The organism is Acinetobacter sp. ANC 4204 (genome assembly GCF_002135205.1).
Taxonomy (GTDB): Bacteria; Pseudomonadota; Gammaproteobacteria; order Pseudomonadales; family Moraxellaceae; genus Acinetobacter.
On sequence record NZ_NEFZ01000001.1, the window covers coordinates 547,053 to 559,855 of the forward strand.

At 40.9% G+C, this 12,803-nt stretch carries 12 protein-coding genes and 1 tRNA gene; 7 read left to right on the forward strand and 6 right to left on the reverse strand.

The genetic code is table 11. The features are described from left to right. Positions 1-73 precede the first annotated feature (73 nt). The 4 genes from B9T36_RS02785 to B9T36_RS02800 all read left to right on the forward strand — a co-directional run bounded on the left by B9T36_RS02785 (position 74) and on the right by B9T36_RS02800 (position 4,517). Positions 74-1,063, forward strand: coding sequence for a LysR family transcriptional regulator (locus B9T36_RS02785; RefSeq protein WP_086208039.1), 990 nt, complete (start codon positions 74-76; stop codon positions 1,061-1,063). 127 nt (positions 1,064-1,190) lie between these two features. Continuing rightward, entirely contained in the window at positions 1,191-2,519 is a 1,329-nt protein-coding gene (locus tag B9T36_RS02790; protein WP_086208040.1) for a hemolysin family protein, read from the forward strand. A 243-nt stretch (positions 2,520-2,762) separates the two neighbouring features. Further along, complete coding sequence (locus B9T36_RS02795; RefSeq protein WP_086208041.1) at positions 2,763-4,103, forward strand: CitMHS family transporter; 1,341 nt, start codon at positions 2,763-2,765, stop codon at positions 4,101-4,103. Between the two features lie 129 nt (positions 4,104-4,232). Then, positions 4,233-4,517, forward strand: coding sequence for a hypothetical protein (locus B9T36_RS02800; protein WP_086208042.1), 285 nt, complete (start codon positions 4,233-4,235; stop codon positions 4,515-4,517). Positions 4,518-4,565: 48 nt separating this feature from the next. Here the strand turns inward: B9T36_RS02800 and B9T36_RS02805 are convergent, their stop codons facing one another. Further along, complete coding sequence (locus tag B9T36_RS02805; RefSeq protein WP_086208043.1) at positions 4,566-5,078, reverse strand: hypothetical protein; 513 nt, start codon at positions 5,076-5,078, stop codon at positions 4,566-4,568. Between the two features lie 173 nt (positions 5,079-5,251). Here B9T36_RS02805 and B9T36_RS02810 point away from each other — a divergent pair, with 173 nt between their 5' ends. Further along, positions 5,252-5,980, forward strand: coding sequence for a hypothetical protein (locus B9T36_RS02810; protein ID WP_086208044.1), 729 nt, complete (start codon positions 5,252-5,254; stop codon positions 5,978-5,980). A gap of 40 nt (positions 5,981-6,020) precedes the next feature. On the opposite strand, the gene B9T36_RS02815 is transcribed toward B9T36_RS02810, so the two are convergent. Beyond that, positions 6,021-7,793 (reverse strand): alkaline phosphatase D family protein, encoded by a 1,773-nt coding sequence (locus B9T36_RS02815; RefSeq protein ID WP_086208045.1) that lies wholly within the window; start codon positions 7,791-7,793, stop codon positions 6,021-6,023. Positions 7,794-8,006: 213 nt separating this feature from the next. Between B9T36_RS02815 and B9T36_RS02820 the strand changes: the two genes are divergently transcribed. Both B9T36_RS02820 and B9T36_RS02825 read left to right on the forward strand, forming a co-directional pair. Then, positions 8,007-8,092, forward strand: a tRNA-Leu gene (locus tag B9T36_RS02820). 99 nt (positions 8,093-8,191) lie between these two features. Further along, positions 8,192-8,560, forward strand: a complete 369-nt coding sequence (locus tag B9T36_RS02825; RefSeq protein ID WP_086208046.1) for a hypothetical protein — start codon at positions 8,192-8,194, stop codon at positions 8,558-8,560. Between the two features lie 51 nt (positions 8,561-8,611). On the opposite strand, the gene B9T36_RS02830 is transcribed toward B9T36_RS02825, so the two are convergent. From B9T36_RS02830 to rlmE, 4 genes are all read right to left on the reverse strand, one after another. After that, positions 8,612-8,923, reverse strand: coding sequence for a DUF5713 family protein (locus B9T36_RS02830; protein ID WP_086208047.1), 312 nt, complete (start codon positions 8,921-8,923; stop codon positions 8,612-8,614). 158 nt (positions 8,924-9,081) lie between these two features. Beyond that, positions 9,082-9,933 (reverse strand): dihydropteroate synthase, encoded by an 852-nt coding sequence (folP, locus tag B9T36_RS02835; RefSeq protein ID WP_086208048.1) that lies wholly within the window; start codon positions 9,931-9,933, stop codon positions 9,082-9,084. Between the two features lie 134 nt (positions 9,934-10,067). Then, a complete protein-coding gene (gene ftsH / locus B9T36_RS02840) occupies positions 10,068-11,960 on the reverse strand; it encodes an ATP-dependent zinc metalloprotease FtsH (protein WP_086208049.1) in 1,893 nt (630 codons plus the stop codon). Between the two features lie 131 nt (positions 11,961-12,091). Further along, positions 12,092-12,742 carry a 23S rRNA (uridine(2552)-2'-O)-methyltransferase RlmE gene (gene rlmE / locus B9T36_RS02845; protein WP_086208050.1) on the reverse strand — a complete coding sequence of 217 codons (651 nt, stop codon included), beginning with the start codon at positions 12,740-12,742 and terminating at the stop codon, positions 12,092-12,094. Between the last annotated feature and the right edge of the window lie 61 nt (positions 12,743-12,803).

Consider the following 12,803-nt stretch of genomic DNA (forward strand, 5'->3'; position numbering starts at 1 on the left):
GTTTCTCACACAAGCCCGATGGCTTATGGCATAATGCAAACAATTTCATGATTTTATTCTCGGTATTTTTTTTATGAATCTGGAGCGGGTTGATCTAAACCTATTAATTTACTTGGACGTACTCTTACGTGAAAAAAATGTAACCCGAGCTGCTGAACAATTGGGTGTCACCCAACCAGCTATGAGTAATATCCTACGTCGCCTTCGTAACTTATTTAACGACCCTCTCCTGATTCGCTCTTCCGAAGGGATGACTCCCACAGAACGTGCTTTAGAATTACAACCGCGCATTCGCGACGCACTTTCCGATCTTTCCATGATTTTGGAACCTCGTACCGAGTTCCGTCCTTATACCTCAAATCGCGTATTCCGTATTATGACTTCGGACTATGCTGAAGCAACTTTGGTTCCTCGTCTCGTGAAAGCGCTTCGCTCTGAAGCACCCAACGTCGTTTTAGACTTTTTAACCCCAAGTGACGTGTCCTATCGCGACATGGAACAAGGGAAAGTCGATTTAGCCATCAACCGCTTCAATGAAATTCCACAAAGCTTCCACCAAGTTCTTGTTTGGCGTGACAGTTTCTCTTGCCTACTTAACAGTAAACACCCTGCTGCTGGCAATTTGAACTTAAAAAGCTATTTAGATGCTCAACACATTTGGGTCTCTAAAACTGGTATGGGCGTTGGTTTCGGCGTCAACCCTGAAAAACAAGCTGGACTCGGCTGGATTGACCAAGCTTTGGAACGGATTGGGCAAAAGCGTAAAATTTCGGTCTTTACTCGCCACTACCAAATGCCTGCTCTACTGGCATCTAATGTCGACTTAGTTGCAACCTTACCAACACGTATTGCACGCTTACAAGCCAAGAGCCAAAGCCTACTCATCAAAGACCCTCCGTTTTACATTCCAGAGTTTGAGCTCAAGATGGCATGGTGTCCTCTACTCCATCATCATCCTGCGCACCGTTGGCTCAGACAACTCATTTTATATGTGGCACGTCAAATGATTGAGGAAGAAAATCGTGAGTTTCTGGGCAATAACTCACAATTCTCACATTATTAAGCATTCAAGTTCTAAATAATTCATTTTCATACCAATACTCAGGTATGATAGAAGGCAGTAATTTATTACTGCCTTCATTTTTTGTGTTAAAAATATTCATAATAACGATGAATCACAGGTGGATTCCGTGAGCCTTTTTCAAAACATAGTTATCATTCTAGTCCTAATTGCTGGGGCGGGTTTCTTGTCTCTGACAGAAATAGCACTAGCAGGAGCACGTAAAGTCAAGCTAAAAATCTTGGCTGAGTCTGGCGATGATCGAGCACAGAAAGTTTTGAATTTACAAGAAAATTCTGCCGACTTCTTTGCTGCTTCGCAGATTGGCTTAAATGCAGTGGCGATCTTGGGCGGTATTTTAGGTGAGGGGGCTTTTCGTCCTTATTTCATGACCTTTGTTTCTCGTTTTTATACAGGACCATGGGCGGAAACCATTAGCTTTGCATTGTCATTTACCTTAGTTACCTCCCTGTTCATTTTGTTTGCAGACCTCATGCCAAAACGTTTGGCTATGATTGCACCTGAGAAAATTTCGATTGCGGTGATCAACCCGATTCAAGTTTTTATTAAAGTCTGTAAGCCACTTGCTTGGATTATTAACGCAGTGGCCAATTTGCTGTTCCGCCTGTTTAAGGTCAACACGACACGGGATGATAACATTACCTTTGATGATATTTCTGCGGTGATGGATGCTGGTGCGCAAGCGGGAGTCCTACAAAAGCAAGAACACCATTTCATTGAAAACGTATTTGAGCTAGAAGAACGAAATGTTCCATCTAGTATGACCACTCGTGAAAATGTCATTTACTTTACGTTGAATGAACCTGAAGAAAGTATTCGCCAAAAATTAGCTCAATATCCTTATTCTAAATTTCTTGTTTGCAGTGAAAATATTGACGATGTGATTGGCTATGTCGATGCCAAAGACATTCTAGTCCGTATTCTAAATAATCAATCTTTACTGCAACTCAACGAAAGTACCATTCGTAATGTACTCACCATTCCAGACACATTAACCTTATCTGAGTTATTAGACCGTTTCCGCTCCACCAAAGAAAAGTTTGCAGTCGTGATTAACGAATATGCTTTGGTCGTAGGTGTGATTACCCTCTCAGACATTATGATTACCGTGATGGGTGACTGGGTTACACCTATTGAGGCTGAGCAACAAATTATTAAACGCGATAATAATTCATGGTTGATTGATGGCAGTACACCCATTGAAGATATTAAGCACGCACTTGAAATTGATGAAATGCCAGATGAAGAGAATTATGAAACGCTTGCAGGTTTTATGATGTACCGTCTGCGAAAAATTCCACGTCCTGCCGACACTGTTGAATATGCAGGCTTTAAGTTTGAAGTCGTGGATGTCGATCATTTTAAAATTGACCAACTCTTAGTCACACGCCTACTTGAAGAAATCAAAACATCTGAAAGTAAAAGTGATGAAGAATAAGCTACTCTTCTTTTAATAAAAAACCTTGCCTCCAGTGCAAGGTTTTTTTTTGAAATACTCAAAGCATCTTTTGAGTTATACAAATTAAGTATCTCTACCATACTTTATAGATATATATTATTTTTTAGAAAAATAGAATGGAAAACCACATTTGTTTAAGAGCATTTAAAAATTCTGTTGAATTGCATACTATCGCTATCACTTGATTAATAAACAGACTTAACACGTTCAAAGGATTGATTCATGCTGACCATATTAGGTTTAGGCATGATTATGTGCTTCATGTACTTAATCATGTCTAAACGTCTGAGCGCCCTCGTTGCCCTAACTCTAATCCCTATCATTTTCGCTTTACTTACTTATGTTTTAAGTCTCTTTGTTGATAATTTAGCTGGATTTAATATTGCCGAACTTGGCGATATGATGATGGAAGGCATTAAAAAACTTGCACCGACTGGTGTGATGTTACTTTTCGCTATCCTGTATTTTGCCATCATGATCGACACTGGGCTTTTCGATCCTTCAGTAAAATGGATTCTAAAGCAGGTTAAAGGCGATCCTTTAAAAGTGACCCTCGGTACCATTACCCTAACTTTAATTGTGTCTTTAGATGGTGATGGTTCAACCACTTACATGATCTGTGTCGCTGCAATGCTACCGCTGTATAAGCGTATTGGTATGAGCCCTTTAATCATGGCTTGTTTAATGATGCTTGCGAGCGGCATCATGAACTTAACGCCATGGGGTGGACCAACAGCGCGGGCAGCAACCGCATTACATGTCGATCCAAATGATGTCTTTGTTCCTATGATTTTGCCAATGCTCGTTGCTATTGGATGGCTATACTTCCTCGGCTTTATGTATGGTCGTATGGAACGTAAGCGTATTGGTATTGTGGAATTAGACATTAGCCATGGTGACAGTATTCAAATTTCACAAGAACCTGAAGCCAACCGCGCACACTTAAGATGGTTCAATGCACTATTGACCTTAGTACTTATGGTCTGCCTAGTGATGGGACTATTGCCTGCAGCAATTCTATTCATGGTTGCACTGTGTATTGCATTAGTGGTGAACTATCCTGATTTGGATATGCAAAAGCGTTTGGTGGGTAACCACTCTGCCAGTGCCTTAGCTGTAGTCGGGATTATCTTTGCAGCAGGTATTTTTACCGGCATTCTATCTGGTACAGGTATGGTTGAAGCCATGTCTCAAGAACTGGTTGCCATTATTCCTGAAAGTATGGGACCATATTTAGCGCCAATCACGGCGGTGATTAGTATGCCACTGACTTTCTTTATGTCGAATGATGCCTTCTATTTTGGTGTACTGCCTGTGCTCTCTGAAGCCGCTGGACACTATGGTATCAGCCCTGTGGAAATGGCGCGCGCTTCGATTGTCGGTCAGCCCGTACACTTACTTTCACCTTTGGTGCCATCGACTTATTTACTCTGTGGATTAGCCGGTATTAACTTTGGTGAACACCAAGAATTTACCATCAAATGGGCAATCATTACGTGTTTAGTGATGCTCGTCACTGCAGTGATCTTTGGTATTTTCCCACTCTATTCAACTCTGGGCTAAATAAACAGCATGCAATGATTCAAAACACACCATTTTGAATCATCTTCACACATAAATACCCGATGGATCACATCGGGTATTTTTTCATTTATAATACGTTGAAATAACTATACAAATAGAGTCAAACTCATGTCTTTTTCATTGCCTGCTGTGCTGGCATGTACCTTTTTTTATTCTGCACTGTATTTAATTTATTACTATTTTTTCCAGTACAGTCACACCTTACTGATTGTTGCTGCTGTTGTTTTACTGATTTTGGCATGGCGTATCACACCTTATGCTTATGAACGTGGACAACGAAGCTTTAACGATACTCTGTCTTTTGGACAATATTTTTGGAATCCACTCATCACATGGTGGCGACTTTTTATTTGGCCTATCAGCCTACTATTGGCGTGGATTTTCAACTCCTAAATACTAGTCGATAAAAAAGCACCCGAAGGTGCTTTTAATCCTGCGATCTTAACGACCATATAATTCAAGTAATTGATCTAAAGTCGCTTGATAATGAATGGTAATATCTTCAGCTAAGATTTTATAGGCACTGTCAAACTGAACCATTGGCCAGCCTTCTTTCCAAAATGGGAAGATGTTGTGTAAATCATGGGTCACGGTTGCATCTTCACGTACAATCGCCTGCGCAACTTGTGACAAGACTTGTGCTGTTTCCGCGCCATCAATTGCCATGTAGTCGATACCACGCACTTTTAAAATGCGAATACGGTCTTTCTTGTAGCGAATTTTTTTGGCTTGGGCATCATTAAGACCCAATGCCAAAGCTACAGCTTCAACAAACTTACTTTCAAAAGATTGGTTCAAAGCCACAATCGCAAGTTTATGTGCTTCTTGACGACCTGCTTTCCCCCCTTTACGGATCTCTTCTTTTGCCTCTGTATCAAGCACATCGTCTTTCATAGACTGCAAAATGTCTAAAATTTCGATATCACTTAAAGATTCAGGAGATTGATCAGTCATGAACTGCCCTTAGACAAAAAAATTGAATCGTCTATTTTCGCATAATTTGGCATGAAAAAATTAAATTCTTCATCATTTCATACTGAATATTCTGATTATCGTATTTTTTTGCACGATAACGACGCAAATCCTCTATAGTAAAGGCTATTTTTTCATACGCTCTTTTTTTGACGATGCAATCTAAACAAGTCCAACTGTTACTGCAACAATTAGAGACCCTTTACCCTGCTGCATTTAAGCGCAATTTTTTATTGTATAGCCAAATCAAAACACGTGGTATTTTAGATGACTGGCGAGAACTCGTTCCTTGGGTCTTGGCGGTGATGATTTTTATTCCGATCAGCCTTATTTTACAAAATTTTTTCTCAAATCATCTGGAAAAGTTGGATGCATTTCAAAGTCAGAGCTATGCCATTATTAGTATTTTATTGGTACTAATGTGGGTGCTACCCTTTGTCATTAAACAAATTAAACACTCATCGCACTCGCTCTATCAACTGTTACGTCACGCACCAATCAAGCTTGCAGTTGTAATTCTCTTGAGTGGGCTGAATTTAATGTTCACTGAAAGCAGTTTGCTGATGTGGATCTTGTTTTATTTTGGCGTTAACTTTGGTTTTGTCCGCTTCTATAAAGAGAATTTATTTCGTGACCATAGCCAGTCGCTTGAGCATTATCAACTACAACAACTTAGACGCATCTGCTTTTGGGCCTACAAGCAAACGGTCAAATCGCGCCTTAAATTACGTCTAATTTCGAGTCAATCTAGCCATTACCAAGCCAGAAAAATACAATTGGGACATGAAGCAGATTTATATGTAAAACTTCTCAAGTATGAACAGGCTTATTGCAAACAGATCAAACATCTCGATCTGGATAGTTATATTGATGAAAAATTATAAAAAAACCGAGCAATGATGCTCGGTTTTTTATAGACAGCATTTATGCCGTTTGCTTTAAACTGCCGACTGGCAATAAGCTTGGATCCAGTATCACTTGATATGATCGTGTTTCATCTACGCTGTATTCTTTTTGCTTAATGGTATCAACAAATATCCAATCTGCCTGTACTTGCTCAGCAGTAAAACTGACTTTCAAATAGCCACGCTGATTTAAATTGCAATAATTCAGCTCATCAATCAAGGTTGTAAAAGCAAACTCAAACTCTTTGAGTTGTTGCATCGGAATAGACAAATACTTTTCCATACCGGGCGAGGAAACTGAGCTTGTCGCCAACTCCACGCCTACAAACTGCCCTGTTAAATCATGTAAGTCCGATGCCCATGCATTATGTGTATCACCAGCCAAGACCACAACTTTTTTATTCAAATACTGCAGTGTGCCGTACAACGTCTCGCGTTCAACTGCATAACCATCCCACGCATCTAAATTGTAAGGAACCACAGTCTTAATACGAGACAACTGCTCTACCGTTAAAGAAGGGTCATTATTTAAGTAACGCAGTTTTATTTCGACCAATTCTTTAATCAGTTGATTCACCTGCACCAAAACTTCTGGAGTTACCGCGCCACTACTGATTGCACTGAGTACTTGTAACATTTCGGCTGGAACGAGCATTTTGCTCATCAACACCTGCTGACCCAAAACTTGCCATGTGGCTTTTGAGCTCGCAAGTTGCTGTGTTAACCATGCGCGTTGATTCAACCCGAGTAACGTTCGATTTGGGTCTTGCATATCTGTAGTAAAGCGTACAGCATCCAAACCCGATGCGGTTAAATAGTCCGCATAATCTAACTGTTTACTCCGCGCCAAGATGCGCGTATCCAACATATTCAACTGCACCAAATTACCAAAGTTAAACTGGCGATAAATATTTAAATGATCTTTTTCAGAAAGCGGACGGATCGGCATCCATTCAAAATACGCAGCCAGCGCGGCAAATTTACGTTCTGCAAAATCACCTTCTGTGTCTGACTGATGGTTCTCAGCACCATCTTTCCATGTATCATTGGCTAACTCATGGTCATCCCATACCACAATAAACGGATGGCGTTGATGTGCAGCTTGTAAGTCTAGATCTAAGCGATATAAGGCATAACGTTTACGATAGTCATCTAAGTGAATAATTTCTAAGTTGTTATCATCCGCCAGCGCACGTCCCATCGCTACTGCTTCTTCTGTTGCGTAGCCCCCCATACCATACTCATAGATGTAATCTCCCAAATGAATGACAACATCCACATCCTGTTTTGACATTTCTTTATAAATATGGAAATAACCCGCTGGATAGTTTGAACATGAACAAACTGCAAATTGAACGGCTTGCACCTCATCTGCTAAAGTCTTGGTTTGTCCGATCATCGAATAATTTGAAGCATATTTAAAACGATAGAAATAACCTTGCCCTGCAACTAAGCCAGTGGCATCGACTTTCACGGTAAAATCCTGTGTGGCAGTGGTCAGCACCGTCCCAGTTGCTACAATTTGTTTAAAGTCCGTGTCCTTTGCTACTTCCCACTGTACTTCTAAACGTGCACTGGTATCGCTAGGCGTCAAACGAGTCCAAATGATGACCTGCGTTTGTAAGGGGTCTCCACTTGCCACCCCATGTAAAAACTGTGCTTGAGTTGTCGGCTGTGTGTCGGAATCTGAATCATCTCCTCCACATGCAGTCAGTGAAATCGGTAAAGATAACGCTCCAAATCCAGCCAAAGTTTTTTGAATCAGTTCTCGGCGGTTCATTTTTTTTGTCATGTGGATAGCCTAAAGACGATATGGACTTGAAATTTATGCGAAAAAGATGACATGCATATCTCAAGTCGATGACATTTTTATGAAGCCTGAACGAGTGCAGTACAGATGATTGTGCTAGTTTTTAAACATAAACTGCTGAATTGATTGAAAAGAAAGCAAATAAGCACAAATAGACTTGCCAATATTTATTTCCTCATCTATTATTGCGCTCATGCCCGAGTGGTGAAATCGGTAGACACAGGGGATTTAAAATCCCCCGCCCACAAAGCGTGCCAGTTCGAGTCTGGCCTCGGGCACCATTCTTAAAACAATTAAGATGGTGCAATAAAAGAACCCAGCATAATGCTGGTTTTTTTATACCTATAATTTATAAATCAAAATCACTAAACCACAACAATATGAAAAAAATTCTAAGCTTTATTACTTTAATCCTGAGCCTTTCAAACATCACTCACGCAGAAACAAAGACTTCAGAGATAAATACTGAAAAATTTTATGATCTGTTCGCAGGGACCATCATTGAAAAAGACCAACAGCTTTACTTACATGCGTGTAAATCTGTAGATGCAGAGTTTAAATTAAGTTTTAACCATACACGTGATGAACAACACATACGCACACTCATAAAAACTTATCCAAAGTTTTGGCTGAATCTCAGTGCAAATGCTGAAATGATTCAAGATCAATATGTGATGACGGTTGATGCAATTGAAAATGAGCACCTAAATCAAAGCTGTCATCTAAGTGACCTTTTAGATGAACTTTAAACCTTTCGTTCATCCAGTCTATCTCACGAACATAAGAATATAGAGAGTGATTCACCACTCTCTATTGACCACCAACTCTTCCATTTCAATATCCATATAACCTGCACCTTGCACCACCATCATCATGGCTTCTGCAATAAAGTCTGCAGCAGTATCATCCAAAGATGAATCCAGATCTTCAAAATGGGGCTTCATTTCATTTATTTCAGCGACAGTTGCATTGGCATATTGATAAATATCATCTTCAGACTTTGCTTTCACAATTTTCTTGGCAAAAGCTTCAACATGTTGTTTCACTTCGGCAACAAGAATATCTGGATAGTATTCATCATCAAACATAGGGAGAAGTAAATCTGCAAACATACAGGCACTCAAAACGAGAAACTTAAAAAACGAGTCTGTATAACATAAACCAAACAAATCACCAAATAAAAAAGCAGAACCCCAAGATCCTGCTTGTTTAAATAAATGCTTCAGGTCAACTGCGCTAATAGCTCAAGCTATCATTACTGCATTTTCTGCTAAGCTAAGTTCATTGCATTCCAAACTTTAATCGCATCGCTCATCGCTTTGACATCATGGGCACGTACCATAGACGCACCTTGTTGAATACTCATTAAATGTCCTGCTACAGAACCCACAGCTCGTTGCCTTGCATCAGCCCCACCTAAAGCTTCGCCGATAAAGCGTTTTCGTGACAATGCGGACAAAATAGGATAACCCAGTTGGTTCAGTTGATGAAATTCTTTTAAAAGTTTAAGGTTCTGCTTTGCGTTTTTAGCAAAGCCAAAACCGGGATCAATCATAATATTTTCTGGCCGCACCCCTGCTTTTAAGGCATCGTCCACACGCTGGGAAAGCTCCGTTATTACATCTTGAGTGACATCATCATAGTGATCTAAGCCATTCATGGTGGTCGGCTCACCACGCATATGCATAATAATTACAGGAATATTCAGCTCAGCAGCAGTCTCTAATGCCTTCGGGCGTGTCAAAGCTCTGACATCGTTCCAAATGTGCGCACCAGCGGCAACAGCGGCTCGAATCACCTCAGGTTGAGAAGTATCAATCGAAATAACCACATCAAGTTCAGCCAAGGCTTCCACCACTGGAACAACACGACGAATTTCTTCCTCGACCTCAACCACAGATGCACCTGGACGTGTGGACTCGCCCCCTACATCAATCACCGTTGCTCCATCTGCAATCATTTGCTTCGCATGTGCAATCGCCTGCACTTTACCATTATGTTCTCCACCATCACTAAACGAATCTGGCGTCACATTCAGAATACCCATCACCTGCGGTACCGACAAATCGAGTGATAGCTCACCACAATGTAGGATTTTCTTTGGTAAATCCATCAATTGCATCTAATTTACTCCAGTTCAACTAGGATTATCTTAACGCGTGTAGCAGAGCTGTGTGCTTATTTTTCTTTAAAACATCAAAAATATGCACAATAAAAAACCACCCGAAGGTGGTCCTTTATTTCAAGATTTAAATCTTAAGTTGCTGATGGCAACGGTGGTGGTGTGCTTGGACCATCTGTTGGTGTTACATCAATCACAGGATTTTCTGCAACATACACTTTCGGTGGTTGTGGCTCACGGCCTTCCATAATGTCACGAATTTGCTCGCGATCAATCGTTTCCCATTCCATCAAGGCTTTCACCATCGCATGCGCGATATCTTTGTTATTTTCCAAGATGTCACGTGCAACACGGTATTGCTCATCAATGATACGGCGGACTTCAGCATCAACCTGCTGTTGAGTTGCTTCAGAAATGGTGCGGCTACCAATACTTCCCATGAATGATTGCTGAGAATCATCTTCATACACCATTACACCAAGTTTGTCAGACATACCGTACTTAGTGACCATCGCACGTGCCATTTTAGTTGCACGTTCAAAGTCGTTTGAAGCACCTGTCGACATTTGGTTGATAAAGATTTCTTCGGCAATACGACCACCAAACAAAATTGAAAGTTCATTCAACATTTTGTCTTTATAGTGGCTGGTTTGATCATGTTCAGGCAACTGCCATGTTACACCCAACGCCCAACCACGTGGCATAATGGTCACTTTATGCACAGGATCTGTGCCCGGTAGAATTTCAGCCACAATCGCATGACCCGCTTCATGGTACGCGGTTGCGCGACGTTCTTCTTCACGAATCACCATCGACTTACGTTCAGGGCCCATATACAACTTGTCTTTTGCATCTTCAAAATCATGCATATCGACAGTGTTCTTGTTACGACGTGCAGCAAAAAGTGCAGCTTCGTTCACAAGGTTTGCCAATTGCGCACCTGAGAAGCCCGGTGTACCACGTGCCAGTACTTGTACATCGACACCAGTCACTGAAGGCAATTTCTTCATGTGAACATTTAAGATTTGCTCACGACCTTTAATGTCTGGTAGACCGACCATAACTTGACGGTCAAAACGACCTGGACGAAGTAAAGCTTTATCTAGTACGTCTGCACGGTTTGTTGCAGCAATGACGATAATCCCTTCATTGCCTTCAAAGCCATCCATTTCAACCAACATTTGGTTCAAGGTTTGCTCACGCTCATCGTGACCACCACCTGTACCTGAACCACGGTGACGACCCACAGCATCAATCTCATCAATAAAGATGATACATGGCGCATGGCGCTTCGCTTGTTCAAACATGTCACGGACACGAGACGCACCCACACCCACGAACATTTCAACAAAGTCAGAACCCGAAATACTAAAGAATGGCACTTTCGCTTCGCCTGCAATTGCTTTTGCAAGTAAAGTTTTACCTGTACCCGGTGGACCCACCATCAATACGCCCTTAGGAATTGTTGCACCTAAACGTTTAAATTTTGATGGATCTTTTAAGAAATCAACAATTTCAACAACTTCTTGTTTTGCTTCGTCACAACCAGCCACATCGGTAAATGTGACTTTAATTTGGTCTTCTGCCAACATTTTAGCTTTTGACTTACCAAAACTCATTGGACCGTTTTTACCACCAGCTCCGCCACCCATGTTGCGCATAAAGAACATGAATAACAAAATGATTAAAAGTACTGGGAAGCTTGCGATCAAAAGTTGCATCAATAAACCTTGGCGTTGTGGTGCTGTACCTTCAACGACAACGTTATTTTTAATCAGATTAGGCATAAGCTCTGGGTCTTGAACCGCAGGACGAATACTTTCAAACTCTGAACCATTTGATTTTTGGCCATGAATTCGTTCGCCATCAATTGTCACTTGCTTAATTTGACCAGCATTCACCGCAGCAACAAACTCTGAATAATTCATTGCTGTCGGCTTTTCATTGCTACTGACGTTACTGAAAATAAGGATCAGTACACCCAGTATCACTAGCCACAATATGGCATTCTTGAAGAGATCGCTCAAAGCTTTATTCCCATATCAATCTAATTTGATCATGCCCTAGCGGGTGACCTTAAAGTTTCTGCTGAAGATCAGCTTCGCAAAATATAAAAAGGTACAAAATGCACAATTTTTAACGACTTGGCAAGTAAACTTTATTTGAAAGCCTTCTTACGGCCTTGTCCGACTAAGAATACTTCCTTCGATCGGGCACGTGATGCAGCAGGTTTTGCTGTTTTTAACACATCAAAGTTATCGACTACTTGCTTACGGAATTCGTCAAAGCCTGTACCTTGGAATACCTTTACAACAAATTGACCATTTGGACCGAGCACTTTCGTTGCAAAATCGATAGCTAGCTCACATAGGTAAATTTGGCGCGGTTGATCAACAGCCTTATTACCTGATGTATTGGGGGCCATATCTGAAATTACAACGTCTACTTTACGTCCATCTAAAATATTTAACAATTTATCGAATACTTCTTGTTCGCGAAAGTCACCTTGTAAGAAGGTCACATCTGGCAGAGCATCCATTTCCAAAATATCTGATGCAACCACCAATCCTTTATCACCGACCAATCTCCCTGCAATTTGAGACCAACTTCCAGGTGCTGCACCCAAATCAACCACGGTCATGCCCGGACGAATAATGTTATATTTTTCTTGAATTTCAAGTAACTTATAAGCTGCACGCGCACGATAACCTTCCTTTTGCGCTTTTTTCACAAAATGGTCATCGAGATGCTCTCTCATCCACGCACGGCTACTTTTGGATAACTTTTGGTTGGTAATGCGTGTTGCCATATCTCTCTAAAACATTAAAATTTCTTAAACTTAATTGTACGTTAAATTCTCTAGGCTTGCA

Bases quoted from the DNA above. Each gene is read 5' to 3' on its own strand.
- B9T36_RS02785 (WP_086208039.1), top strand. From the start codon at position 74: ATGAATCTGGAGCGGGTTGATCTAAACCTATTAATTTACTTGGACGTA.
- B9T36_RS02795 (WP_086208041.1), top strand. From the start codon at position 2,763: ATGCTGACCATATTAGGTTTAGGCATGATTATGTGCTTCATGTACTTA.
- B9T36_RS02800 (WP_086208042.1), top strand. From the start codon at position 4,233: ATGTCTTTTTCATTGCCTGCTGTGCTGGCATGTACCTTTTTTTATTCT.
- B9T36_RS02805 (WP_086208043.1), bottom strand. From the start codon at position 5,078: ATGACTGATCAATCTCCTGAATCTTTAAGTGATATCGAAATTTTAGAC.
- B9T36_RS02810 (WP_086208044.1), top strand. From the start codon at position 5,252: ATGCAATCTAAACAAGTCCAACTGTTACTGCAACAATTAGAGACCCTT.
- B9T36_RS02815 (WP_086208045.1), bottom strand. From the start codon at position 7,793: ATGACAAAAAAAATGAACCGCCGAGAACTGATTCAAAAAACTTTGGCT.
- B9T36_RS02825 (WP_086208046.1), top strand. From the start codon at position 8,192: ATGAAAAAAATTCTAAGCTTTATTACTTTAATCCTGAGCCTTTCAAAC.
- B9T36_RS02830 (WP_086208047.1), bottom strand. From the start codon at position 8,923: ATGTTTGCAGATTTACTTCTCCCTATGTTTGATGATGAATACTATCCA.
- folP (WP_086208048.1), bottom strand. From the start codon at position 9,933: ATGCAATTGATGGATTTACCAAAGAAAATCCTACATTGTGGTGAGCTA.
- rlmE (WP_086208050.1), bottom strand. From the start codon at position 12,742: ATGGCAACACGCATTACCAACCAAAAGTTATCCAAAAGTAGCCGTGCG.